Origin of the sequence: Streptomyces sp. NBC_01788, from assembly GCF_035917575.1 — a bacterium.
In the GTDB taxonomy this organism is placed as follows: domain Bacteria; phylum Actinomycetota; class Actinomycetes; order Streptomycetales; family Streptomycetaceae; genus Streptomyces.
On record NZ_CP109090.1, the window covers coordinates 2,193,523 to 2,218,120 of the forward strand.

20 protein-coding genes are annotated in these 24,598 nt (G+C 72.2%); 9 read left to right on the plus strand and 11 right to left on the minus strand.

What is annotated here, in order from left to right:
* Positions 1-182: 182 nt before the first annotated feature.
* The 4 genes from OIE49_RS10165 (at position 183) to OIE49_RS10180 (ending at position 5,771) form a co-directional block, all read left to right on the plus strand.
* The gene (locus tag OIE49_RS10165; protein ID WP_326802034.1) at positions 183-1,421 is read left to right on the plus strand and encodes an MFS transporter; all 1,239 of its coding nucleotides are present in this window, start codon (positions 183-185) and stop codon (positions 1,419-1,421) included.
* Positions 1,422-1,623: 202 nt separating this feature from the next.
* The gene (locus OIE49_RS10170) at positions 1,624-2,682 is read left to right on the plus strand and encodes an ABC transporter ATP-binding protein (protein ID WP_326802035.1); all 1,059 of its coding nucleotides are present in this window, start codon (positions 1,624-1,626) and stop codon (positions 2,680-2,682) included.
* Entirely contained in the window at positions 2,604-5,108 is a 2,505-nt protein-coding gene (locus tag OIE49_RS10175; protein WP_326802036.1) for an alkaline phosphatase family protein, read from the plus strand. Before OIE49_RS10170 ends, OIE49_RS10175 begins: the two co-directional genes overlap by 79 nt.
* Before the next feature lie 192 nt (positions 5,109-5,300).
* Positions 5,301-5,771, plus strand: coding sequence for a GNAT family N-acetyltransferase (locus OIE49_RS10180; protein ID WP_326802037.1), 471 nt, complete (start codon positions 5,301-5,303; stop codon positions 5,769-5,771).
* Between the two features lie 20 nt (positions 5,772-5,791).
* On the opposite strand, the gene pip is transcribed toward OIE49_RS10180, so the two are convergent.
* Both pip and OIE49_RS10190 read right to left on the minus strand, forming a co-directional pair.
* Complete coding sequence (gene pip / locus OIE49_RS10185; RefSeq protein WP_326802038.1) at positions 5,792-6,757, minus strand: prolyl aminopeptidase; 966 nt, start codon at positions 6,755-6,757, stop codon at positions 5,792-5,794.
* Between the two features lie 60 nt (positions 6,758-6,817).
* Complete coding sequence (locus OIE49_RS10190) at positions 6,818-7,531, minus strand: uracil-DNA glycosylase (RefSeq protein WP_326802039.1); 714 nt, start codon at positions 7,529-7,531, stop codon at positions 6,818-6,820.
* Positions 7,532-7,586: 55 nt separating this feature from the next.
* On the opposite strand from OIE49_RS10190, the gene OIE49_RS10195 reads away from it, so the two are divergent.
* On the plus strand, positions 7,587-8,087 hold the full coding sequence (locus OIE49_RS10195; RefSeq protein ID WP_326802040.1) for an RNA-binding S4 domain-containing protein: 501 nt from the start codon (positions 7,587-7,589) through the stop codon (positions 8,085-8,087).
* A gap of 24 nt (positions 8,088-8,111) precedes the next feature.
* Here OIE49_RS10195 and OIE49_RS10200 read toward each other — a convergent pair whose 3' ends face one another.
* Together OIE49_RS10200 and OIE49_RS10205 are read right to left on the minus strand one after the other, a co-directional pair.
* Positions 8,112-8,558: a DoxX family protein gene (locus OIE49_RS10200; protein ID WP_326802041.1), complete on the minus strand. Its 447-nt coding sequence runs from the start codon at positions 8,556-8,558 to the stop codon at positions 8,112-8,114.
* Between the two features lie 114 nt (positions 8,559-8,672).
* Positions 8,673-9,410, minus strand: a complete 738-nt coding sequence (locus OIE49_RS10205) for a class I SAM-dependent methyltransferase (RefSeq protein WP_326802042.1) — start codon at positions 9,408-9,410, stop codon at positions 8,673-8,675.
* A gap of 130 nt (positions 9,411-9,540) precedes the next feature.
* Between OIE49_RS10205 and OIE49_RS10210 the strand changes: the two genes are divergently transcribed.
* On the plus strand, positions 9,541-9,807 hold the full coding sequence (locus tag OIE49_RS10210; protein ID WP_100569545.1) for a DUF6343 family protein: 267 nt from the start codon (positions 9,541-9,543) through the stop codon (positions 9,805-9,807).
* A 71-nt stretch (positions 9,808-9,878) separates the two neighbouring features.
* Here OIE49_RS10210 and OIE49_RS10215 read toward each other — a convergent pair whose 3' ends face one another.
* From OIE49_RS10215 to rpsA, 4 genes are all read right to left on the minus strand, one after another.
* Complete coding sequence (locus tag OIE49_RS10215; protein ID WP_100569546.1) at positions 9,879-10,241, minus strand: tetratricopeptide repeat protein; 363 nt, start codon at positions 10,239-10,241, stop codon at positions 9,879-9,881.
* Positions 10,242-10,308: 67 nt separating this feature from the next.
* A complete protein-coding gene (gene coaE, locus OIE49_RS10220; protein WP_326802043.1) occupies positions 10,309-10,977 on the minus strand; it encodes a dephospho-CoA kinase in 669 nt (222 codons plus the stop codon).
* A gap of 63 nt (positions 10,978-11,040) precedes the next feature.
* Positions 11,041-11,979, minus strand: coding sequence for a proteasome assembly chaperone family protein (locus OIE49_RS10225; RefSeq protein WP_326802044.1), 939 nt, complete (start codon positions 11,977-11,979; stop codon positions 11,041-11,043).
* A gap of 181 nt (positions 11,980-12,160) precedes the next feature.
* Positions 12,161-13,651: a 30S ribosomal protein S1 gene (rpsA, locus tag OIE49_RS10230; protein ID WP_100569549.1), complete on the minus strand. Its 1,491-nt coding sequence runs from the start codon at positions 13,649-13,651 to the stop codon at positions 12,161-12,163.
* 356 nt (positions 13,652-14,007) lie between these two features.
* On the opposite strand from rpsA, the gene OIE49_RS10235 reads away from it, so the two are divergent.
* Both OIE49_RS10235 and hrpB read left to right on the plus strand, forming a co-directional pair.
* On the plus strand, positions 14,008-14,856 hold the full coding sequence (locus OIE49_RS10235; RefSeq protein ID WP_401739574.1) for a class I SAM-dependent methyltransferase: 849 nt from the start codon (positions 14,008-14,010) through the stop codon (positions 14,854-14,856).
* Positions 14,857-14,892: 36 nt separating this feature from the next.
* Positions 14,893-17,454 (plus strand): ATP-dependent helicase HrpB, encoded by a 2,562-nt coding sequence (hrpB, locus tag OIE49_RS10240; protein ID WP_326802045.1) that lies wholly within the window; start codon positions 14,893-14,895, stop codon positions 17,452-17,454.
* A gap of 104 nt (positions 17,455-17,558) precedes the next feature.
* Here the strand turns inward: hrpB and OIE49_RS10245 are convergent, their stop codons facing one another.
* Positions 17,559-19,343 (minus strand): lytic transglycosylase domain-containing protein, encoded by a 1,785-nt coding sequence (locus OIE49_RS10245; protein ID WP_326802046.1) that lies wholly within the window; start codon positions 19,341-19,343, stop codon positions 17,559-17,561.
* A gap of 284 nt (positions 19,344-19,627) precedes the next feature.
* Here OIE49_RS10245 and OIE49_RS10250 point away from each other — a divergent pair, with 284 nt between their 5' ends.
* A complete protein-coding gene (locus OIE49_RS10250) occupies positions 19,628-20,560 on the plus strand; it encodes a DUF4184 family protein (protein WP_326802047.1) in 933 nt (310 codons plus the stop codon).
* Between the two features lie 39 nt (positions 20,561-20,599).
* On the opposite strand, the gene OIE49_RS10255 is transcribed toward OIE49_RS10250, so the two are convergent.
* Positions 20,600-20,986 carry a hypothetical protein gene (locus OIE49_RS10255; RefSeq protein WP_326802048.1) on the minus strand — a complete coding sequence of 129 codons (387 nt, stop codon included), beginning with the start codon at positions 20,984-20,986 and terminating at the stop codon, positions 20,600-20,602.
* Positions 20,987-21,663: 677 nt separating this feature from the next.
* A complete protein-coding gene (gene polA, locus OIE49_RS10260) occupies positions 21,664-24,390 on the minus strand; it encodes a DNA polymerase I (RefSeq protein WP_326802049.1) in 2,727 nt (908 codons plus the stop codon).
* Between the last annotated feature and the right edge of the window lie 208 nt (positions 24,391-24,598).

Below are 24,598 nucleotides of genomic sequence, written 5' to 3' on the forward strand. Positions count from 1 at the left end.
TCCACGTTCAATGTTGTACGTCCAGATTTAACCGCCAAGGAGGGGGCGAACGCCTCTCCTGATGCCCCTACTGAGACGTACGTGACACCAGTTCACCGCCGAAGGTGCGTCGCGCCTCACATTTCCGGGCAGCATCAGCACCATCCGCGTCGATCCGCGCACAGCCCGTGTTCAGGGAGATCATGAAGACCGCCCCCGAGTCGACGACGATCGTCCGCACGCCGCTGAGGCTCGCAGCCTTCCGGCGGTACGTACTGGCGAACCTCATCTCGGCGACCGGGTCCGCGATGGCCCCGCTCGCACTGGCCTACTCGGTCATCGAGCAGGGCGGCGGAGCAGGGTCTCTCGGCCTGGTCCTCGCCACGAACACCGTCCCCACGATCGTGTTCCTCCTCGCGGGCGGCGTCTTCGCGGACCGCCTGTCCCGAAGCAGGATCCTCTTCCTGGGCAATCTGCTGGCGGCGGGCGCGCAGGGTGCGCTGGCCGTCACCGTGGCCACCGGACATGCGACGACCGCGTCGATCGCGGCCTGCGGCTTCGTCTCGGGAACCGCGGCGTCCTTCACCGTGCCCGCCACGCAGGGTGCCGTCGCCCAGATCGTGCCCGCGGAGCACCTGCAGCAGGCCAACGCGCTGCTCAGACTGCCGAGCAACGCGGTCAAGGTGCTGGGGCCGGTCGCCGGCGGGCTGATCGTCGCGGCCAGTGGCGCGGCGTGGGCCCTGGCGTGGGACTCGTTCACGTTCGCCGCCGCGGCCGTCCTCCTTCTCGGTCTGCGTCTGGACGCCCCGCTCACCAGGGCCGCCGGCGTCCTGGTGGACCTGCGTGCGGGCTGGAGCGGCTTCTGGTCGCGGACCTGGCTGTGGACCTACACGGCTGCCGGGACCGTCCTCGTCGCGGCATGGCTGGCGGGCTTCCAGCTCCTCGGCCCGCTCGTCGCCGCTCAGCGGTACGCGGGGGCACGCGACTGGGGCCTGATCCAGGCGGCCTTCGCCTCCGGCCTGCTGGCGGGAACCCTCGTGTGCCTGCGCTGGAAGCCGTACCGACTGCTCACCGTCGCGGTCGCGGCCGGCGGGGCCCTCGCGCTCCCCCTGACCGCCATGGCCTGCGGCTCGCCGCTGCTTTTGGTCCTGTCGAGCGCTTCGCTGGCAGGGATCGGGCTCGACATCGCGATCGTCGCCTGGACCACCGCGTTCCAACAGCACGTGCCCCAGACCGAACAGGGCCGCATGAGCGCGTTCAACGGCATCGGGGAACGCCTCGCCATCCCCCTCGGCTACCTCATCACCGCCCTCGCGGCCCGCTCGTGGGACACCCAGGGCGTGCTCCTGGCGTGCGGCGGCCTGATCGCCGCGGCCACCCTCCTCAACCTCTGCGTCCCGGACGTGTACCGCGTCAACCGCCTCGTGCGAGTCGAACAGTGAGACCGCCGCTGTTCGCGATGCGGACCTGAGCCACTCGCCCGTACCGCCGTAGAGGCCCCAAGCCGGCTCCGTATGCCACGACTTGGCGTGTAGTTGTCGTGAGCACGACCTTCCTTTCGTTCCATGAGCGTTCAACTCGCCGGTCCTGCGCGCGTCGAGCCACCGTCCCTACGGTCCTTGAGGGCTGCGAAGGAAGGGACTCATGGACACACTCCTCGCGATCCGGGCGCGCGGGACGACCAAGTGTTTCGGCGATGTCGTCGCGCTCGACGGCGTCGACCTGACCGTGGAGCGGGGAAAGATCCACGGCTTGGCCGGACCGAACGGCGCCGGGAAGACGACACTGCTCGGGCTCCTGCTGGGGCTGGCCGTCGCCGACAGCGGCTCCCTCGAGATCCTGGGGACGCCCGTCGGGCGGGCGCTCGCCGCTCCCGACGGTGTCGCCGGGTTCGTGGACGGGCCCGGGCTCTACCCCTCGCTCACCGCCCGGCAGAACCTCGCCGCGCTGGCCGCACTGCGCGGCCTCGGCGCGCGGACGGCGGGGATCGACGACGTGCTCGGCGAGGTCGGCCTCACCGATGTCGCCGACGACCCGGCCCGGGGCTTCTCCCTCGGGATGCGTCAACGGCTGGGACTCGCGGCGGCCCTGCTCATCCCACCCCGGCTGCTCGTGCTCGACGAGCCCGCCAACGGCCTCGACCCGGCCGGCAAGAGGCACGTGCACGGCGTCCTCACCCGGCTCGCGGCGGTCGGTACCTGCGTCGTGCTGTCGAGCCACCGCATGGAGGACCTGGAGGCACTCTGCTCCGAGGTCACCATCCTGGCCACCGGACGGGTCGTCTTCTCCGGTCCGTTGAGCAAGCTGGCCGCCGAGAAACCTGAACTCGACTACCGGCTGCTCACCTCCGATCCGCGGGCCGCCCGCAGACTGGCCGACGGCACGCCCGGGATCCGCGTCGTCGACGACGCCGTGGCACGGCACGGAGCCGGGACGCTCGTCGTACGCGCGCCGGTGCCCGCTCTCGACGAACTGGTGGTGCGGCTCGTGGGCGCGGGCATCGCGTTGCGTGAACTCGCCCCCGTGGTATCGCCGTTGGAGGCCGCGTTCCTCGCCCTCACCGAGCAGCGGGAGGACAGCCCGCCCCGTACGGCGACCGCCTCGTCATCGACAACGGCAAGATCATGTCGTCCTCGGTCAGCCCGGACGGCACCCACCTCGCGGCCTCGGTCACCGACGGCGGGATGGCGCTGTCCATCGTGAACCTGAAGAACTGGAAGGTGCAGCAGCTCGTCGGCAACAGCGCCTCGGCGGACCTGCGCATCAGCGGCAACGACGTGGGCCAGGAAGGCCCCGCGTACTCGCCCGACGGCTCGCAGCTGTGGCTGGGCCAGACCGACGGCTACACCAGGTTCACGGTGCGGCCGGACGGCAGTGTCGCGGACCCGACGTTCATCGGGATCCCGGCGGACGGGTCCAAGCACGCGCTGGTGGCGGCGGCGGTGTTCTCGCCCGACGGCTCCACCGTGTACTCCGCGGTCAACGGCCAGAACCGGGTGGTCGCCATCGACGCGGCGACCGGCGCCGTCCGGCGCAGCTGGGCCGTGGGCAACGCGCCCCGGGGCATCGTCAGGGTCGGCGACAAGCTGTACGTCGGCAACGAGGGCGGGCGTCCGGCGAAGCCCGGTGACACCACGATCAACTCGTACGGCACCCCGGTGCCGGCCGACCCGGTGACCGCGGCCACCACCACCGGCACGGTCAGCGTCATCGACCTGGCGCGCCCCGACTCCGCCGCCGGAAGCATCGACGTCGGTCTGCACCCGACCGCCCTGTACGCCGGGAAGGGTGCGGTGTTCGTCACCAACACCGCCACCAACGACGTGTCGGTCATCGACACCGCCCGCGGCAAGGTCGCGCAGACCATCGCCACCCGGCCGTGGCCGGAGGCGTCGGTGGGCTACGAGCCCGACGCGGTGACGCTCACCGATGACGGCCATCTGCTGGTGACGCTCGGCCGCGCCAACGCGGTCGCCGTCTACCGGTACACGACCCCGCAGGAGCCGGTCAGCTACGTCGGCCTGCTCCCGACGGACTACTTCCCCTCCGAGATCGCCACCGTCGGCAACGAGGTGGTGGTCTCCAACACCCGTGGCATCGACGCCCGCCGCCCCACCACCGCGGCCGGGCACGGCACCCACGACACGACGTCGAGCCTCCAGCGGTTCAGGCTGCCGAACGACCACGTCATCAAGTCCTGGACCAGGAAGGTGTTCCGGCAGAACGGCTGGACAAGCGGCTCGGTCGAGCTGACCCGGGGCAACGGCGGCGGCAAGGCGAAGGCCGTGCCGGTCCCGGACCGGATCGGCGACCCCTCGACGATCAAGCACGTGTTCCTGATCGTCAAGGAGAACCGGACCTACGACCAGGTCTTCGGTGACCTTCCGCAGGGCAACGGCGACCCGGCCCTCGCGCAGTTCGGCGAGAACGTGACGCCGAACCAGCACGCGCTGGCGAAGCAGTTCGGACTGTACGACAACACGTACGACATCGGCACCAACTCCGCCGAGGGCCACAACTGGCTGATGCAGGCGGACAACCCGGAGTACACGGAGTCCTCCGCCGGTGAGTACGCGCGCAGTTACGACACCGAGGACGACGCCCTCGGCCACCAGCGCAGCGGCTTCCTCTGGACCGGCGCGCAGGCCGCGGGCAAGTCCGTGCGGAACTTCGGCGAGTTCCAGCAGTTCCTGACCAAGCCGGCGGACGCCACCTGGCAGAACCTGTACTGCGACGCCAGGAACATGGACGCGACCGGGCAGGACACCGCCTACACCCTGCACTCGTCCTCGCCGATACCGTCGCTCAACGACGTGTCGGTGCACGGCTTCCCGAAGTACGACCTCAGTGTCCCGGACCTCTACCGGTACGAGATCTGGAAGCGTGACTTCGAGAAGAACGGGCCGGCGAACCTGAACACGTTCTGGCTCTCCAGCGACCACACCGGCGGACCGGCGAACGCGTCCGCCCAGGTCGCGGACAACGACCTCGCCACCGGCACGATCATCGACAGGATCTCGCACAGCCCGTACTGGAAGGACTCGGCGATCTTCGTCGTCGAGGACGACTCCCAGGCCGGCCTCGACCACGTCGACGGCCACCGGGCCCCGATCCAGATCGTAAGCCCCTGGGCCCGGCACGGAGTCGTCGACAGTCGCTACTACTCGCAGATCACGATGGTCCGCACCATCGAGCAGATCCTCGGGATCCACCCGATGAACCAGAAGGACAGCGCGGCCAGCCCGATGACCGGGGCGTTCACGCAGAAGCCGGACCTCACGCCGTTCACGGCCGTGCCCAACCGGGTCCCGCTGACGGACGGCCTGAAGACCCCGCCCGCCTGTGGGGTGGACACCCCGGCGCCGCAGAACCCGCGTGCGGCCGCCGCGCCGTCGGTGACGGTTCCGGCGGACAAGCGGGCGGTCGCGGCGAGGTGGGACGCCTGGAAGTCGAAGCAGCGTCTGACCGGGCCCGACGCCAGGCCCGACTTCGCCAACCCGGCTCAGATGAACCACTTCACGTGGTACGAGACGCACGGGTGGAAGACGCCGTACCCCGGTGAGAAGAAGGTCTTCGCACCGGACGACGTGCCCGGCGCCTACATCCCGTCACCGGAGTCCGACGGCTGACGGCTGACGGCAGACGGCTGCGCCGTCAGCGGGGCGGCATGGGCGGGCGGCGCCGGGCGGGGCCGGGCCGTGAAATTCGGCTGCGACATCGGGGACACGCGTGGAGGATGGAGAAGTCGCCCGGCCCCGTCCGTCCAAGGGACTCACATGATCCGACGCGTCGCCACAGCTCCCGGTGTTGTTCCGCCGCCCGTGTACACGAGCGCTGAGAGCACCGTCGCTCTGCGCCGGGCGCGTGACACGGATGCCCTGGCCGTCGCCGATGTCTGGCTGCGGTCCTTCGCCGCCGCGCTGCCGAGTGTCGTCCGGCCGCACTCCGACGACGCGGTGCGTGCCTGGTTCCGTGATGTCGTGGTGCCCCGCCAGGAGACCTGGGTCGCCGACGCGGGCGGTGACGCCGGCGTCGTGGGCCTGATGGTGCTCGGCGACGACGTGCTGGAGCAGTTGTACCTCGCCCCGGACCGGCGCGGGAACGGCCTCGGCGGCCGCTTCGTCGCCCTCGCCAAGGAACGCAGGCCGCGGGGCCTTTCCCTGCGGACGTTCCAGGTCAACCGGCCCGCCCACCGCTTCTACGAGCGCCACGGCTTCGTGGCCGCCGAATGTACCGACGGCAGCGGGAACGAGGAACGGGAACCGGACGTGCGGTACGTGTGGAAGCCCTGAGACCGGGCCGGGGCGCCTAGCTACCGCGACCGGGCGTACTTGTCCGTCGCCGCCACCAAGGCGTCCACCGCGCCCGGCGCTCCCGAGTCGTGCCCGGCCTCGGCCACGACGATCAACTCGCTGTCCGGCCAGGCCCGGTGGAGGCGCCAGGGGGTGCCGAGGAGATTACCGAAGTCGAGGCTGCCCTGGACGAGGGTGCCGGGAATGCCCCTGAGCCTGCGGGCGTCGCCCAGTACCACTCCCTCGTCGTTGCCCTCGCCGAGGAAGTGGTCGTTGCCGAAGTAGTGCGTGACCGTACGCGCGAATCCCATGCGGAACGCGGGGTCCTCGTAGCGTTCGACGGACCTGGGCGGGGCGGGGATGATCGCCGTCTCCCAGTCGGTCCAGGCCCGCGCGGCCCGCTCGCGCACGGCCGGGTCGGGCGACTCGATCAGCCGGTTGCAGGCGGCCGCGAGGTTTCCGGTGCGGTCCGCCTCGGGCAGCTCGGCGAGGAACCGCTCGAAGGCCTCGGGGAAGATCCTCCCCAGGCCGTGGGTCAGCAGGGCCACCTCCGGGTTGGAACCGGTCGCGATCCCCGTCAGCACCAGCTCGGAGACCACACCGGGATGCGTCTGCGCGTAACGCAGCGCCAGCACCGAGCCCCACGAGCCGCCCCACACCAGCCACCGCTCGATGCCCAGGTGGCGCCGCAGCAGTTCCAGGTCGGCCATCTGGTGCGCTGTCGTGTTGACGCTCATGTCGGTGCCGTACACGCTCGCGTGCGGCGTGGAACGGCCGCAGCCGCGCTGGTCGAGCAGCACGATCCGGTACGCGGAGGGGTCGCAGTAGCGCCGGAGGCCCGGCGTGCATCCGGAGCCCGGCCCGCCGTGCAGCATCACCGCCGGCTTGCCGCGGGGGTTGCCGCAGACCTCCCAGTACACGCGGTTGCCGTCGCCGACGTCGAGCATGCCCTGGTCGTACGGTTCGATCTCCGGGTACAGGCTCATCGGGGCACCGTAACGGGTGTACGGCGTCCGCGTCGTCTCCTTTCTCCGGGTGACCGCGGGCTACTCCGTCGGCAGCCTCACTGGCAGCCCCGCCGTTCGGGCCGCCGTCCGCAGCACGTCTCGGAGCATGGCGGGGGTGAGTCTGCCGGTGAAGGTGTTGCGTTGGCTGACGTGGAAGCAGGCGAAGAGGTCGAGGCCGTCGAGGGACATCCGGGCGCCGTGGGCGAACGGCGGGCGGGGGCGGGGGACGGGCCAGCCGGCTTCGGCGAAGGCCGGGAGGGCGGCCTGCCAGCCGAAGGCGCCCAGGACGACCACCGCGCGGAGGGTGGGGCGCAGCAGGGTGAGTTCCTGGACCAGCCAGGGACGGCAGGTGTCCCGTTCGCCGGGGGTGGGCTTGTTGGCGGGTGGTGCGCAGTGCACGGGGGAGGAGACACGTACCCCGTACAGTTCCAGGCCGTCGTCGGCGGAGGTGGAGGTGGGCTGGGAGGCCAGCCCCAGCTCGTACAGGGCCTCGTACAGCACGTCGCCGGAGCGGTCGCCGGTGAACATGCGGCCGGTGCGGTTGCCGCCGTGTGCCGCCGGGGCGAGTCCGACGATCAGCAGACGGGCGTCCGCCGGTCCGAATCCCGGCACCGGGCGGCCCCAGTACGTCCAGTCGGCGAACGCGGCCCGCTTGGTGCGCGCCACCTCCTCCCGCCAGGCGACCAGCCGCGGGCAGGCCCGGCAGTCGGCGATCCGCCCGTCGAGGGCGGCGAGGCTGCTGCTCTCGTCCATGGCTCCACGGTAATTACCTCCGGGTCGAAGCCGTCGGGCCGCTAAGGTCGGATGCATGGCTTCGCAGGACGACCAGGACCAAGGCGTGGATCCGAAGACGACCGCCGCTGTCGCCGCCGCCGAGGCGGCCGGCCCGGCGAGCGGGGAGAACGTACGGATCGACAGCTGGATCTGGGCCGTCCGGCTGGTCAAGACCCGCTCCATCGGCGCCACCGCGTGCCGGGGCGGGCATGTCCGGGTGAACGGGGAGCGCGTGAAGCCCGCCTACTCGGTGCGCGTCGGCGACGAGGTGCGGCTGCGGCACGAGGGCCGCGAGCGGATCGTCGTCGTCAAGCGGCTGATCCGCAAGCGCGTGGGCGCCCCCGTCGCCGTCCAGTGCTACGTCGACAACTCCCCACCGCCCCCGCCCCGCGAGGCCGTCGCCCCGATCGGCATCCGCGACCGCGGCACGGGCCGCCCCACCAAGCGCGACCGCCGCGAGCTGGAGCGCCTGCGGGACCTGGGCGGGCCGGGCGGCTTCGGTGACGGACCGGCGGGCCGTCCCAAGGAGCGGTGACACCGGTCCGGGCGGTCACGTCCGTCACGGTTGCCGCCGCACCAGCCGCAGCAACCGAGCGTTGTGGTCCCGCCGCGCCCAGGCGATGACCGCCAGCGGCACGATCAGAACGACCGGGGTCGCCGCGTTCTGCCCGTCGAAGGCGGTGAGCTGCACGATGAAGGCTCCTACCATCAGCGCGCTCAGCGCCATCGCCGACGCCGACTGAAGCACTGGAATCAGCAGCGCCACACCTCCGGCCAGCTCCAGCACCCCGATGCCGTACATGCCCGCGCTGCCCCAGCCCATCCGGTCGAAGCTCTCGACCGCCGTCGGGTGCGCGATGAGCTTGGGCAACGCGCCGGCGAACACGAAGAACAGCGCGAGCAGCACCTGTACGGAGCGCAGTGCGATACGAGCGGCGCGGCGGCCGGAGGCGGACGCCGGCGACGTGGTGGGTGCGGTGGGCGCGGTGCGTTCGGACACGGACATACGGGTCTCCTGTGTGTGGCGATGAGGAACGACCGTTGTGGTGCTTGAGGGCCGTCGTGCTTGCACAGAGACAGACCGGTCCGCGCTCCCGAACTCATCGCTGTCCGGGCTCCGTCAAAGACGCTTGTCCGGTACCGCCCGCGCCCATGTCCCGTCCTCGGTCAGATACCTGTCCACCCTCAGACCCGCCTCCCCCAGCGCCTCCTCGAACTGCTCGCTGGTCAGCGGCCGGGAGCGGAAGGTCTGGGTCCAGGTCGCGTCCGGGAAGACGTACTCCGCGCGCACCGCGTTCACCCCGTCCCCGACCGGCTCCGCCGACAGGATCCGCACCGTGAAGGCCACCGGGTCCACCCTCTCCCCGCCTTCGGCCGGGGGGACCCATGTGTCGCTTCGCTCGCGCGGCAGATTGACGTGGTAGTCGCCGCCTTCCCGCTGGATCAGTACGCAGCCGTCCTCCGCCACGTGCCGCGCGCAGGTGCGCAGCAGTCCTCGCCGTACCTCGGGGTCGCCCGTGTGCACCAGGAACGACGCGAGTATCACCGCGTCGAAGGTCTCCCCCGTCTCCAGCTGCTCGATCGGGCTGCATATGGTCCGCGCCCCGTGCACCCGCTCCAGCATCTCCGGTGACTCGTCCACCGCCGTGACGGTGAAGCCGCGCTCCAGCAGTGGATGGGTCACGCGGCCCACACCGCACCCCAGCTCCAGGATGTGCGCTCCCGCGGGCACGGCCGCGGCGATGATGTCCGGCTCGCTCCCCACGGACAGTCGCGCGTACAGCTCCACCGCGCAGCCGTCCGGCGTGATCGCTCCCGGTCCCGTCCCCTGATACCCCTCGCGCATTCTCAGCTCCATGCCCGGACAACGGCCCGTCCCCGCACTGCCGTTCCCCTCCCGACGTGGTTCACCCGCTCGAGTGAGGCCGGCCCTCCTTTGGTGTGCGGGCCGGGCGAGAGTACGTTTCAAGGAGGAATGGTGATCGGCGATGCGTACAGGCAGTGAACCCACCACCGCGCGCAGTGCCCTGCGGGCACGGTTCTGGCTGTGCGTGTGGGGACTGGTCTGGGCGGGCTTCGGCACAGTGGTGTTCGTGCTGGTCGGACGGCCCGGGTGGGCAGCGGCCTGCGGCGTGCTGTGGCTGGTGATGGCCGTCGACTTCATGCTGGTCGTCCGGCATCTGCGGCAGGGTCCGCACTACCAGCCGGGGCGGGACGTGCCGCCGTACTGGCCTCCGGACGACCGGCGACGGTAGCAGGGGCGACGGTAGCCGTCGGCGAAGCTGCCCCGGACGCCGGCGAGAGTGCCCGGGACGGTCCGCGGGCGTCAGGAGTCGAACTTGGCCCGTTGCAGGTACTCCGGGTTCGGGTCCAGCGCGGCGGCCAGCCGGAAGTGACGCCTGGCCTCGTCGGGTCGGCCCTGCCGCTCGTAGGTGCGGGCGAGCGCGAAGTGCGCGTACGCGTTGTCCGGTTCGCGCTCCAGCACGATGGTGAACTCCAGCTCCGCGGGCCGGAGCTGGGCCGCCGCGAAGAAGGCACGGGCGCGCAGCAGCCGGGCCGAGGTGTTCTCCGGGTGGGCGCCTATGACCCGGTCGAGCAGTTTCACCGCGCCCCGCGGATCCCGCGCGGCGAGCAGCTTCTCCGCGGCGCGATAGTCGATGATGTCGGTCTCCGGAGTACGTTCGGGCACGACTGCTTCCTTCCCATGCCACAGTGGTTCAACGCCCCGGGCCGGGCAGCCCTGTTCCCGGAGCCCCCTATGCCTGCGGGCCCTGCTGCTCCTGGGGCCCCTGGTGCTCATGCGGCCGACGAGGCCCGTGCGCCCTGCGGACCGGCTCCGTGCGGACCAGCTCCGCCCACACCTCCCGTACCCGCCGCTCGAGGCGGTCCAACGGCACGTCGTTGTCGATGACGATGTCCGCGATCTCCAGGCGCTTCTCCCGGGTCGCCTGCGCGGCCATACGCGCGCGTGCGTCCTCCTCGGTCATCCCGCGCAGCCGCAGGAGCCGGTCGAGCTGGGTCGCCGGGCTCGCGTCCACGACGATCACGAGGTCGTAGAGCGGGGCAAGGCCGTTCTCCGTGAGGAGGGGGACGTCGTGGACCACGACGGAGTCCTCGGCGGCCGCCTGCTCCAGTTCGCGGGAGCGAGCGCCCACCAGGGGGTGCACGATCGAGTTCAGGACGGCCAGCTTCGCGGAGTCGGCGAAGACGATGGAACCCAGCCTGGGCCGGTCCAGACTCCCGTCCTCGGCCAGCACCTCCGGACCGAAGGCGTCGACCACCGCCGCGAGGCCGGGCGTGCCCGGAGCGACGACCTCGCGCGCGATGCGATCTGCGTCGATCAGCACGGCCCCGCATTCCTCGAGCAGCCGTGACACCTCGCTCTTACCGGCACCGATGCCCCCGGTGAGGCCCACTTTCAGCATGAGCGGCAGCTTAGGCCCTGGCTCCGGCGGCCCGCCCGGCGGGCGGGCGGCACCTCCACCTCGTCAGTTCTCGCCCTCCCGCTCCGCCAGGAAGCGTTCGAACTCGCGGCCGATCTCGTCCGCCGACGGGATATCGACGGGCTCGGCGAGCATGTTGCCCCGGGTCTCCGCGCCGGCTGCGGCGTCGTACTGGTGCTCGAGGCCCTGGACGAGGGCGGTGAGTTCCTCGTCGCCCTCGCGAATCTGCCGGTCGATCTCGGTCTGGGTGCGGTGGGCCTCGTTGCGCAGGGAGTGGGCGATGCCCGGCAGGACGAGCCCGGTGGCCGAGGTGATGGCCTCCAGGGCCGTCAGCGCCGCGTCCGGGTACGGGGAGCGCGCGATGTAGTGCGGCACATGCGTGGCCACCCCCAGCACGTCGTGCTCGGCCTGCATCAGGCGGTACTCCAGCAGCGCCTCCGCGCTGCCCGGCACCTGCGCCTCCTCGAAGGGGCTGCGGTGGCCCGGTACCAGGTCACTGCGGTTGCCGTGCGGGGTCAGGCCCACCGGGCGGGTGTGCGGAACGCCCATGGGGATGCCGTGGAAGTTCACCGACAGGCGTACGCCGAGGCGCTCGACGATCTGCCCTACGGCAGCCGCGAAACGCTCCCACTCCACGTCGGGCTCGGGCCCGGAGAGCAGCAGGAACGGCGCGCCGGTGGCGTCCTGGACGAGACGCACCTCGATGCCCGGCACCTCGTAGTCGCTCCAGCGGTCCCGCTGGAACGTGAGCAGCGGGCGGCGGGCCCGGTAGTCCACGAGCCGGTCGTGGTCGAAGCGCGCCACGACCTGGTGGGGCTGCGTGTCCAGCAGCCGCTCCACGATCTGGTCGCCGGTCTCCCCCGCGTCGATGTATCCGTCGAAGTGATAGAGCAGGACAAGGCCGGCCGACTCCTGGGCGAGCGCCATGTCGACGACGGCCAGACCCTTCGGCTCCCATGCGTACAAACCCTGCGGATCAAGCACTGTGTGACCGCCCCTCCTCGTATTCGTAGGTTCACAACGAGCTGTGGGACGTTCGCATTCCCCATCGGCCGCAGGGTTCCGCAAGACCCTCCGAACAGCTCGAAGGGCCGCACCCGGAACGGGTGCGGCCCCTCAAGTCATCGGCTGCTGAGCCTCAGCGGCTGGGCCCCTGTGCGGGAGCTCAGCTCTGGCCGCCGGCCAGCTTCTCGCGGAGCGCGGCCAGCGCCTCGTCCGACGCCAGGGCGCCGGAGTTGTCGCCACCCTCGGAGGAGTACGAACCGCCGGACGCGGCCGGAGCGGCGGCCTCGCCACCCTCGGCGGCGGCAGCGGCGTCCGCCTCGCGGGACTTGATGACCTGCTGCTGGTGCTGCTCGAAGCGGGACTGCGCCTCGGCGTACTGGTGCTCCCACGCCTCGCGCTGGGTCTCGTAGCCCTCGAGCCAGTCGTTGGTCTCGGGGTCGAAGCCCTCGGGGTAGATGTAGTTGCCCTGGTCGTCGTAGGACGCGGCCATGCCGTACAGGGTCGGGTCGAACTCGACCGTGGCCGGGTCGGCACCGAAGGCCTCGTTGGCCTGCTTCAGCGAGAGGCTGATGCGGCGACGCTCGAGGTCGATGTCGATGACCTTGACGAAGATCTCGTCGTTGACCTGGACGACCTGCTCCGGGATCTCCACGTGGCGCTCGGCCAGCTCGGAGATGTGGACCAGACCCTCGATGCCCTCGTCCACGCGGACGAACGCACCGAACGGAACCAGCTTCGTGACCTTGCCGGGCACGACCTGGCCGATCTGGTGGGTGCGGGCGAACTGCTGCCACGGGTCTTCCTGGGTCGCCTTCAGCGACAAGGAGACGCGCTCGCGGTCCATGTCGACGTCGAGGACCTCGACCGTGACCTCCTGGCCGACCTCGACGACCTCGGAGGGGTGGTCGATGTGCTTCCAGGACAGCTCGGAGACGTGCACCAGACCGTCGACGCCACCCAGGTCCACGAAGGCACCGAAGTTGACGATCGAGGAGACCACACCGGAGCGGACCTGACCCTTCTGGAGGGTCGTGAGGAACGTCTGGCGGACCTCGGACTGGGTCTGCTCCAGCCAGGCACGGCGGGACAGGACCACGTTGTTGCGGTTCTTGTCCAGCTCGATGATCTTGGCCTCGAGCTCCTTGCCGACGTACGGCTGGAGGTCGCGGACACGGCGCATCTCGACGAGGGAGGCCGGCAGGAAGCCACGGAGGCCGATGTCGAGGATGAGACCACCCTTGACGACCTCGATGACGGTGCCGGTGACGATGCCGTCCTCTTCCTTGATCTTCTCGATGGTGCCCCAAGCACGCTCGTACTGGGCGCGCTTCTTCGAGAGGATCAGGCGGCCTTCCTTGTCCTCCTTCTGGAGGACCAGGGCCTCGATCTCGTCGCCGACGGCCACGACCTCGTTCGGGTCGACGTCGTGCTTGATCGAGAGCTCGCGGCTCGGGATGACACCTTCGGTCTTGTAACCGATGTCGAGCAGGACCTCGTCCCGGTCGACCTTCACGATGACGCCGTCGACGATGTCGCCGTCGTTGAAGTACTTGATCGTCTCGTCGATCGCGGCGAGGAAGGCTTCCTCGTTACCGATGTCGTTGACCGCTACCTGCGGGGTGGTGGCGGTGGTCTCGGTGCTGCTCGTCATGTGGGAAAGGGCTCCGGTACGGACATTGAGTCGTAGGTACTGCATTACGCCGGGAGCCCGTTTCGCTCTGCAGAAGCCGGACAGCTTAGGAAGCGCCACACGAAAACCTGGTGGTGCCTCGACAACCGAGGGGACATACAACAGATGCGAGCGCAGCCTGCTCCGTCTGAGGCGCGCAGGCCCGCAGCGCAACTTGTAGCATACGGGGGCAGCCGGGCATGGTCAATGCGCGAAGCCGCACAGCCGGGGCGGATCGCCCTATTTCCGGCAGAAAACCGGCCTCCCGAGCCCACGCCGGCCCGAGCGAGTCCCTGCGGTGACCACCGCCGGAACCGGCCGGACGGGAGAGCCCGCAGATTAGTACGAGGGAGCCGATCATCCAAGAGCCAGCACCGTCCGAACAGTTCGAACCGGCCGAACCGGAGGCCACCCGGCGCGAGGCCGGCGCCGTGGAAAGCTCCAGGGCCAACCGGGGCTGGTGGGACCGCAACGCGGACGAGTACCAGATCGAGCACGGCACGTTCCTCGGCGACGACCGTTTCGTGTGGGGCCCGGAGGGCCTGGACGAGACCGAGGCGGAGCTGCTCGGCAACCCCGAGGACCTCAAGGACAAGGACGTCCTGGAGATCGGCGCGGGCGCGGCGCAGTGCTCGCGCTGGCTGGCCGGGCTGGGCGCGCGCCCGGTCGCCCTGGACCTGTCGCACCGCCAGCTCCAGCACGCGCTGCGCATCGGTGGCGCCATCCCCCTGGTGTGCGCCGACGCGGGCGCGCTGCCGTTCGCGGACGGCTCCTTCGACCTGGCGTGCTCGGCGTACGGGGCGCTGCCGTTCGTCGCCGACCCGCGCGCGGTGCTGCGGGAGGTGCGGCGGGTGCTGCGGCCGGGCGGGCGGTTCGTGTTCTCGGTGACGCACCCGATCCGCTGGGCGTTCCCGGACGAGCCCGGCCCGGAGGGGCTGTCGGTGTCCGGCTCCTACTTCGACCGCACGCCGTACGTCGAGCAGGACGAGGACGGCCGCGCGGTGTACGTCGAGCATCACCGGACCGTCGGGGACCGGGTCCGGGACGTGGTGGCGTCGGGCCTGCGGCTGGTGGACCTGGTCGAGCCGGAGTGGCCGGCCTGGAACACGTCCGAGTGGGGCGGCTGGTCGCCGCTGCGCGGGAATCTGATCCCCGGGACGGCGATCTTCGTCTGCGTGCGGGACTGAGTGCGTGACCGGGTGCGGGTGTACGGGGCTGAGCGCGTGATCCGTCACGACGAGCTGGGCGCGCTGCCGGTGCGCGACGCGCTGCCGGCCCTCCACGAGGCCCTGGACGGTCACGGGACCGCGGTCCTGGTGGCGCCGCCCGGCACCGGCAAGACCACGCTGGTGCCCCTCGCGCTGGCCGGGCTGCTGGGTGAGGGGCCCGCGCGGCGGGTGGTCGTGGCCGAGCCGCGGCGGATCGCGGCGCGCGCGGCGGCCCGGCGGATGGCGTGGCTGCTGGGCGAGAAGGTCGGCGGGAGCGTCGGCTACACCGTGCGCGGGGAGCGCGTCGTCGGGCGCCACGCGCGCGTGGAGGTCGTCACGACCGGTGTGCTGCTCCAGCGGTTGCAGCGGGACCAGGAGCTGGCCGGCATCGACGTGGTGGTGCTCGACGAGTGCCACGAGCGGCATCTGGACGCGGACACGGTGGCGGCGTTCCTGTGGGACGTGCGCGAGGCTCTGCGGCCGGAACTGCGGCTTGTGGCCGCCTCTGCCACGACGGACGCGCGCGTGTGGGCGGAGCTGCTGGGCGGGGCGCCGGTGGTCGAGGCACACGGTGTGACGCATCCGGTGGAGGTGGTGTGGGCGCCTCCCTCCCGGCCGGTGCGCCCGCCGCACGGGATGCGGGTGGACCCGGCGCTGCTGACGCATGTGGCGTCGGTGGTGCGGCGGGCGCTGGCCGAGCGCGCCGGGGACGTGCTGTGTTTCCTGCCCGGCGTGGGCGAGATCGGGCGGGTCGCGGGTCTGCTGGGTGATCTCGGAGACGTGGAGGTGCTCCGGGTGCACGGTCGGGCGCCGGCGGACGTGCAGGACGCGGTGCTGGTGCCGGGGCGGGGGCGCCGGGTGGTCCTCGCGACCTCGGTCGCCGAGTCGTCGCTGACGGTGCCCGGGGTGCGGGTGGTCGTCGACTCGGGGCTCGCGCGGGAGCCCCGCGTGGACCACGCGCGCGGGCTGAGTGCGCTGACGACGGTACGGGCCTCGCGGGCCTCCGGGCGGCAGCGGGCGGGCCGTGCGGGACGCGAGGCGCCGGGCGCGGTGTACCGGTGCTGGGCGGAGGCCGAGGAGGCGCGTCTGCCCGCGTTTCCCGCACCGGAGATCAAGGTGGCCGATCTGACGGCGTTCGCCCTCCAGGCGGCCTGCTGGGGCGATCCGGACGCCTCCGGGCTCGCGTTGCCCGACCCCCCGCCGGGCGGGGCGATGGCGGCGGCGCGGGAGGTGCTGACGGTCGTGGGCGCGGTGGACTCCGCCGGGCGCGCCACGGACCGCGGGCGCTCGCTGGGACGGCTGGGAGTGCATCCGCGGCTGGGACGGGCCTTGCTCGACGCCTCCGCCGTCGGCGGGGCCGAGCGGGTCGCGGAGGTCGTCGCACTGCTGAGCGAGGAGCTGCCGAGGGAGTACGGGGACGATCTCGCCGCGGCCCTGCGGGCTGCCCGGCGCGGCGGCGACGCGTACGCGCCACGCTGGCGAACGGAGGTCCGCCGACTGCGGGCCGCGGTGTCGGAAGTCTCCGACAGTCCCACCCGCCAACAAACGGCCCGCGGGGCGGAGCCGCCGTCCGGCGCCGGGAGCGGTGGCGGGCGTCGTCCTGGGGACGTGGGTCTCGCCGGCCGCGTTGCTGCTCTCGCCTTTCCGGAGCGGGTGGGCCGGCTCGACGGTGGCTCGTACCTGATGGTGTCCGGGACGCGGGCGGAGCTTGCGGACGGATCACCGCTGTGGGGCGCGCCCTGGGTCGCCGTGGCCGTGGCCGATCGGCCGGTGGGCAGGCGGCACGCGCGCGTGCAGCTCGCCGCGGTCGTCGACGAGGACGTCGCCCGGCTCGCGGCCGGGGCGCTTCGCACGGAAGCGGACGAGGTGCGCTGGGGCGACGGCGACGTCGTCGCGCGGCGGGTCGAGCGGCTGGGGGCCGTAGAGCTGGCTGTGCGGCCCCTGGCGGACGCCGAGCCCGGCCTCGTACGGGCGGCGCTGCTCGACGGGTTGCGGCAGGAGGGGTTCGGGCTGCTGCGCTGGTCGGTGGAGGCGCACATGCTGCGGCAGCGGCTCACGTTTCTGCGCCGGCACCTCGGGGAGCCCTGGCCCGACGTGTCCGACGACGCGCTGCACGCGCGCGTGGACGAGTGGCTGGAGCCGGAGCTCGGGCGGGCCCGGCGGCGCGCCGACCTGGCGCGGATCGACGCCGGGCAGGCACTGACCCGGCTGCTGCCCTGGGCCTCCGGTGACGCCGCGCGGCTGGACGAGCTGGCCCCGGAACGGCTCACCGTGCCCAGCGGATCAAGGATCCGGATCGATTACACGGATCCCGAACGGCCCGTGCTCGCCGTGAAGCTCCAGGAGATGTTCGGCCTGCACGACTCGCCCGCGGTCGCCGGGGTCCCGGTGCTGGTGCACCTCCTCTCCCCGGCCGGGCGTCCCGCCGCCGTGACCGCCGACCTCGCGTCCTTCTGGCGGACCGGCTACCGGGACGTGAGGGCGGAGCTGCGCGGGCGGTATCCGAAGCACCCCTGGCCCGAGGACCCGGCGTCCGCGGAGCCGACCCGGCACACCAACGCCCGGCTCAAACGCTGACCGGTTCCGTCCTCCGGGCGCGATCGGCCGCCGGACGACGCCGAGGGCGCCCCGCCGCTGTGGCGGGGCGCCCTCAGGGTGTTCGTGGGCTGTTCGTGCCGGTGCTACGAGGATGCCGAAGGGCTGGGGGACGGCTCGGCCGGGGTGTCGGCCGGCGCCACCTTCAGCTCCACGGTCAGCGTCGCGCCGCCCGCGGTGGTGATCCGCAGCAGGAACGTACCGGTGGTGTCGTCCGCGTACAGCTTCGGCAGCTTCAGCAGGCCGCTCGCGTCCGTCTGGAGGTCCTTCAGGGTGCGGACCGGCTTGCCGTCGGCGTCCTTGAAGTAGGGACCCTTGTTGTTCTGGGCGGGGTCGTCGGCCGACTTGACCAGGGTGGCGGTGGCCGCGACCCGGTCCGCGACGGCGCCCTTGTAGGTGGCCCTGACCTCGACCTGGCCGGCGAACTCGCCGCCCGGGACGCAGACCAGCTCGGTGTCGGTGGTGCGGGTGAGGGCGTCGGCGGCGCGCTCGGTGACCGTGGCCGTGTAGTCGACGCCGGGGAGCATACGGCCGACGACCGCGGCCCGGACCGTGAAGTCGCCCGTCTCCTCGCCTGCCAGGAGCGCCGGCGCAACGGCCACGCCGGAGGCGTCGGTGGCGACGGTGGCGACCTTCTCGCCGCCGGTGAAGGCGGCGTCGGTGTCACCGGTGATCGTGAACCGGATCCGCACCTTGCCGACGGCCTTGCCGTCCCCGGTCACGGCACGGGTGCTGATCTTCTCCGTGAACGCGTCGCCCGCCATGGCGGTGAGCTTGTCCGTGCCCGCGTCCTGGAGGTGATGCACGGTGTCGGTCGGGGTGGGCGGCGCGCTGGGCGTGCCCGGGGTGGCCGGCGGGGTGGGCTTGGACGGCGGGGTCGGCGGGGTCGGCCAGGAAGGGCTCGGGCTCGGCGTCGAGGAGCCACCGCCCCTGCCGGGCGCGGCGGGCTTGCCGGAGCTGCCGGGCGAGGGGGTCGCCCTCGGGGTGGACGGCTGCGGCATCGGCCCGGGGTTCGCGCCGGGGGTGCGGTCGCTGCGGTGGGACGGCAGGGGTCCGGTCCCGTCCGGGACGGTGTGGCTGCCCTTGCGGTAGAACTCCAGCCACGTCAGGACGGTGTTCAGATAGTCCGTCGAGTTGTTGTAGCTGAGGATCGCGCTCCGCAGGTCGGCGGCGGTGGACAGGTCCCAGCCGAAGCGGCACAGGTAGTGGCCGGCGGCGAGAGCGGCGTCGTAGACGTTGTTGGGGTCCTTCTTGCCGTCGCCGTTGCCGTCGCGGCCCGCCCACTCCCAGGTGGAGGGGATGAACTGCATGGGCCCGACCGCGCGGTCGTACCTGCTGTCCCCGTCGTACAGGCCATGGTCGGTGTCGCTGATGTGCGCGAAACCGTTGCCGTCGAGGCGCGGGCCGAGGATCGGGGACACCGTGGTGCCGTCGGCGCGGACATTGCCGCCGCGGGCGTGTCCGGACTCCACCTTGCCTATGGCGGCCAGCAGTTGCCAGGGCAGGTTGCAGCCCGGCTTGGACTCGCGCAGTTCGGCCTCGGCCTTCTTGTAGGCGTCGAGCACGGTGGTCGGTATGCCGGCCTCGGCCGGGCCCTTGGAGATCGGCGTGCCGACGACGGGCGCCGGGCTGGGGCTGTTGAGGGGCGGCAGGTCCGTGAAGTACGGCGAGTCGCCGGTCGCGCTGCCGTCGATGCCGTCGGTGCCGTCGGTGCCGTCATCGGGTTGGGGCGTCGCCTCAGCGGTGGACTGTCTGCCGTGTTCGTCGACGACGCCGGGAGCCTGCGAGGCGGACAGAGCCGCGACCGCCGCCGCAGCCACGGCCGTGGTTGCCGCTCCCTTGCGCAACCTGCTGCCGAAATGCGCCGCCATAGAGTGAGCCCCTCCTGTGGACGCCCCGGCGTCCGTCTCTGTCTGTCCGTTCGCCCTGTTGAGACGATCGACCCGTGTGGCTGGTTGCCCTCGCGGTGCCGCACGGGTTGACGAATCCAGGTGACCCTACGACAACTTCCTTGGCATCGGGACCCGTTCGCGCCCGATTTTCACCGGTTGGCCACGACTGGTTAACGGGTGCGCCCCTCGCGTGCCACGCATACTGGACGGCGATGATCACACGGGCCCGCCGGCCCGGTCGACGCACGCCAGGAGGAGCCCCGTTGCCGTTCACTCTGAGCCATGCGGCGGCCGTACTGCCCGCGATACGCGGCGACGGAACGGGGCGGGGCCGGCTGGTCCCGTCGGTGCTCGTGGCGGGTTCCTTCGCGCCCGATCTGATCTATTACACGGCAGGGGTGGTGCCCGGTGCGATGGAGTTCGGCACGGTCACACACTCCTTCCCCGGGGTCTTCACGCTCGACGTGCTCGTCGCCTGGCTGCTGGTCGGGGTGTGGCTGCTGCTGCGTGAGCCGCTTGTCGCCCTGCTGCCGCGCGCCCGGCAGGGACGGACAGCGGCGCTGACACGGTGCGGCACCCCGTGGACACGACCGCGCCCGGCGTCGGTGCCGTGGTGGTACGCCTCCGCCGCGCTGGGCGCCTTGACACACGTGGTGTGGGACGCGTTCACCCACCACGACCGGTGGGGGATGCGGCTGTTCCCGGTGCTGGGCCGACAGTTGGCCGGGACGCCCGTCTACTGGTACCTGCAGTACGGCAGCTCGGCGGTGGCGGCCGTCGTGATCGCCGGGTTCCTGGTGCACGCGCTGCGGCGGACGCCGGCGGGTGAGCCGGTGGGGGTGCCCGAGTTGTCGGTACGGGACCGGCGGCGGGCCTGGGCCGTGATCGCGGTCTGCGCGGTCGCCGGTGCCGTGCAGCGGACCTGGCACTGGTGGACGGGCCGGGGGTCGACAGCCGCTCTCTGGGAGCTGATTCCGACCCTGTGCTTCGGCGCGGGCGCGGGGCTGGCCGTGGGCCTGCCCCTGTACGCCCTGGACGTCAGGCTCCGGCGCGGCGCCCGGCCTGCGGGTGCCGGTGGCGGGGGCGGCGGCGTGAGGGAGTCGGTCGGATCGGGCCGTCCCAGTCCCGAGGGCGTCCGTGCTGGGGCTTCTTCCGGTCCGGACGGTGGGAGTGGTTCTTCAGCCTCGGCAGGTTGAGCCGTGCCGTCGCTTCGCCTGGGGCCGGTTCGGCCGGGCTCAGCAGTTCCGGCGGTCCTGGCGGGAGCGGTGTGGCGACGGCTCGCCCAGCCGGTCGCCGGTGGGGGTCGCGGTGGCGACGAAGACGGTGATGCTGCGCACCGGACGGGGGCGATGCAGTGGGGAGAGCAGCAGGGCGAGGTAGCCGCGAGCGGTGTCCGCCCACAGACGCCAGGCTCGTGTCTCCCCGAGGACGGGATCGCCGGGGCCGAACCGGTCGCGTAGCCCGCTCGCGGCACGGCGCAGGGTCGCCGTCAGATCCGCCGGAACGCGGGCCGTACCGGCGTCGGGCGCGAAGGGCCGGACCGACAGAGGTGCCCCTTTGGGGGCCTCACCGATGTCCACCCGTATCACCGCCGGGCGGCGGTTGAGCATGCGTATACCCATGCCCGCATCCTGTCGGGCACGGCTCGCGGCTGCGCCTCTTCGGGGTCCACGTGAGTGACGGGCCCTGCCACGGGTGCGCCACGCGAGGGAGGACCCCGCTGTCGACGCACCCCTAAGCCGACGGAGCCGCCCTTCGGGGGGACACCGCGGCGGACGGCGGTGACCTGTACGCGGTTCCCACCGGACGACGCATGGCTCCGGCTCCGGCTCCGGCTCCGGCTCCGGCGGCAGGGTGGCCACGGCCGGGACCCGTCCCCCGCCGTGACGCACCCGCGACGGCGGGGGCAGTCCGAGGGGCGGTCCGAGCCGGGTGGCTGCCGGCACGGGCGGCACTGCGGGGGCCGCCCGTGCGTGGCGGGACAGACCCGAGCCACGGCCGCAGGGTCGCCCGCGTGGGCGCGGCGGCCTGGATCCGCCGTCACGGGGGGACCCGTGCACCGCAGGACAGCCCCGGCCACGGTCCCGGGACCGCCCTTGCACGGCAGGTCAGACCGGGCCACGGCCGGCAGGCTGGCCCGCGCGGGCGCGGCGGCCTGGATCCGCCGTCACGGGGGCACCCGTGCACCACAGAACAGCCCCCGAGCCACGGGCCGCGGAGCCGCGCCCGGCACGGCAGCCCGGATCCGCCATCACCGGGGCGCCCCGGTGTCCGGGCGGCCCGACCCGCGCGCCGCAGGCTAGTGCGCTGCCGACTCCCAGTCCGGGCCCACGCCGACCGAGACGTCCAGCGGGGCCCTGAGCTGTACCGCGCCGGCCATCTGGTGGCGGACGATCTGCTCCACGGTCTCGCGTTCGCCGGGGGCGATCTCCAGGACGATTTCGTCGTGCACCTGGAGGAGCATGCGGGAGGCGAGGCCGCCCTCGCGCAGTGCGCGGTCCACGTGCAGCATGGCGATCTTGACGATGTCGGCCGCCGTGCCCTGGATGGGCGCGTTGAGCGCCATGCGCTCGGCCATCTCGCGGCGCTGACGGTTGTCGCTGTTGAGGTCGGGCAGATAGCGGCGGCGGCCGAAGAGGGTCTCGGTGTAGCCGGTCGCCCGCGCCTCGTCGACCACGCGGCGCAGATAGTCCCGTACGCCGCCGAATCGCTCGAAGTAGGCGTCCATCAGGGCGCGTGCCTCGGCCGCCTCGATGTTCAGCTGCTGGGAGAGGCCGAAGGCCGACAGCCCGTACGCCAGGCCGTAGGACATCGCCTTGATCTTGCGGCGCATCTCCGGCTCCACCGCCGAGCGGTCGACGCCGAAGACCTGCGAGGCCGCGGTGGTGTGCAGGTCCTCGCCGGAGGTGAACGCCTCGATCAGGCCCGCGTCCTCGGACAGGTGGGCCATCACGCGCAGCTCGATCTGGCTGTAGTCGGCCGTCATCAGCGACTCGAAGCCCTCGCCGACCACGAAGCCGCGCCGGATGGCCCGGCCCTCGTCGGTGCGGACCGGGATGTTCTGCAGGTTCGGGTCCGTCGACGACAGGCGGCCGGTCGCGGCGACCGTCTGGTTGAACGTGGTGTGGATCCGGCCGTCGGCCGCGATCGTCTTGATCAGACCCTCGACGGTGACACGCAGCTTCGCCTGCTCACGGTGGCGGAGCATGACGACCGGCAGCTCGTTGTCCGTCTGGGTGGCCAGCCATGCCAGGGCGTCGGCGTCGGTGGTGTAGCCGGTCTTCGTCTTCTTCGTCTTCGGCAGGGCGAGCTCGCCGAAGAGGACTTCCTGGAGCTGCTTGGGCGAGCCGAGGTTGAACTCGTGCCCCGCCGCAGCGTGGGCCTCCTTCACGGCCTGCTGCACCGCGCCCGCGAACATCTGCTCCATGGTCTCGAGGTGGGTTCGGTCCGCCGCGATGCCGTGCCGCTCCATGCGGGCCAGCAGAACGGACGTCGGCAGCTCCACGTCGCGCAGCAGTTCCGCCGCGCCGACCTCCGGAAGGCGCGCCTCGAAGGCCTCGCCGAGGTCGAGGACGGCGCGGGCCTGGATCATCAGGGCCTCGGCCTCGGCGCCCTCGTCGGCGCCGAAGGCGAGCTGCCCGTCGGCCGCGGCGGCGGGGGCCAGCTCCCGGTGCAGGTACTCCAGGGACAGCGCGTCCAGGTCGAAGGAGCGGCGGCCCGGCTTGACCAGGTAGGCGGCGAGCGCGGTGTCCATGGCGGCGCCCTCTATGGTCCAGCCGTGCTCGGCGAAGACCCGCATGGCGCCCTTGGCGTTGTGGAAGACCTTGGGCCGGTCCGCGTCGGCCAGCCAGGCCGCGAACGCGCCCTCGTCCGCCTCGTCCAGCTCGGACGGGTCGATCCAGGCGGCCGCTCCCCCGGGCGCGGCGAGCGCGATCTCGGCGACCGAGCCCGCGCCCAGCGCCCAGGTGTCGACGGTGGCGACACCGAGGACCTGCGTGCCGTGCTCGGTGAGCCAGCCGGCCAGCTCGCCGGTGCCGAGCACGGTGCCGTCGAGCTGCACGCCGTCCGTCGTGATCGGGGTCGTCTCGGCCTCCTCGGCGCCCGGGTCCACGGCGAAGAGTCGCTCGCGCAGGGAGGGGTTGCGGATCTCCAGGGTGTCCAGGACCATCGCGACGGCCTTGCGGTCGTACGGCGTGCGAGTGAGGTCGGTGACCGTCTTCGGCAGCTCCACGCTCCGCTCCAGCTCGGTGAGCCGGCGGTTGAGCTTGACGGACTCCAGGTGGTCGCGCAGGTTCTGCCCGGCCTTGCCCTTGACCTCCTCGACGCGCTCGACGAGCTCAGCGAACGAACCGAACTGGTTGATCCACTTCGCGGCGGTCTTCTCGCCGACGCCGGGGATGCCCGGCAGGTTGTCGGACGGGTCGCCGCGCAGCGCCGCGAAGTCCGGGTACTGGGCCGGGGTCAGCCCGTACTTCTCGACGACCTTCTCCGGGGTGAAGCGGGTCAGCTCGGAGACGCCCTTGGTGGGGTAGAGCACCGTCGTGTGCTCGGAGACCAGTTGGAAGGAGTCGCGGTCGCCGGTGACGATCAGCACCTCGAAGCCCTCGGCCTCGGCCTGGGTGGCGAGGGTGGCGATCACGTCGTCCGCCTCGAACCCCTCGACTGCGAAGCGGGAGGCGTTCATCGCGTCGAGCAGTTCGCCGATCAGCTCGACCTGCCCCTTGAACTCGTCCGGGGTCTTGGAGCGGTTCGCCTTGTACTCGGTGAACTCCGCCGAGCGCCAGGTCTTGCGGGAGACGTCGAAGGCGACCGCGAAGTGCGTCGGCTCCTCGTCACGCAGCGTGTTGGCCAGCATCGACGCGAAGCCGTAGATGGCGTTCGTCGGCTGGCCCGTCGCGGTCGTGAAGTTCTCCGCGGGCAGCGCGAAGAACGCGCGGTACGCCAGCGAGTGCCCGTCCATGAGCATGAGCCGCGGCCGGGCGCCGCCGGGGGTGGTGTCGGTCTTCTTCGATGCTGTCTCTGCCACGCCCCCGATCCTGCCACGTACCACTGACAGCCGAAGCCCACGCCCTGGCAGCCGCGGTCGGCCACCCGCCTCCACGGCCTCCGGGACGCCACGCCCCCGGCCCGCCCGGCCGCCCACCCCGCAGCGCCATGCCGTGCGGAACCCGCCCCGGCCCCGCCCCGGAAGACGGTCCCTCCCGCGGCGCGCTCCGCAGCCGGGAGGCCGGGCC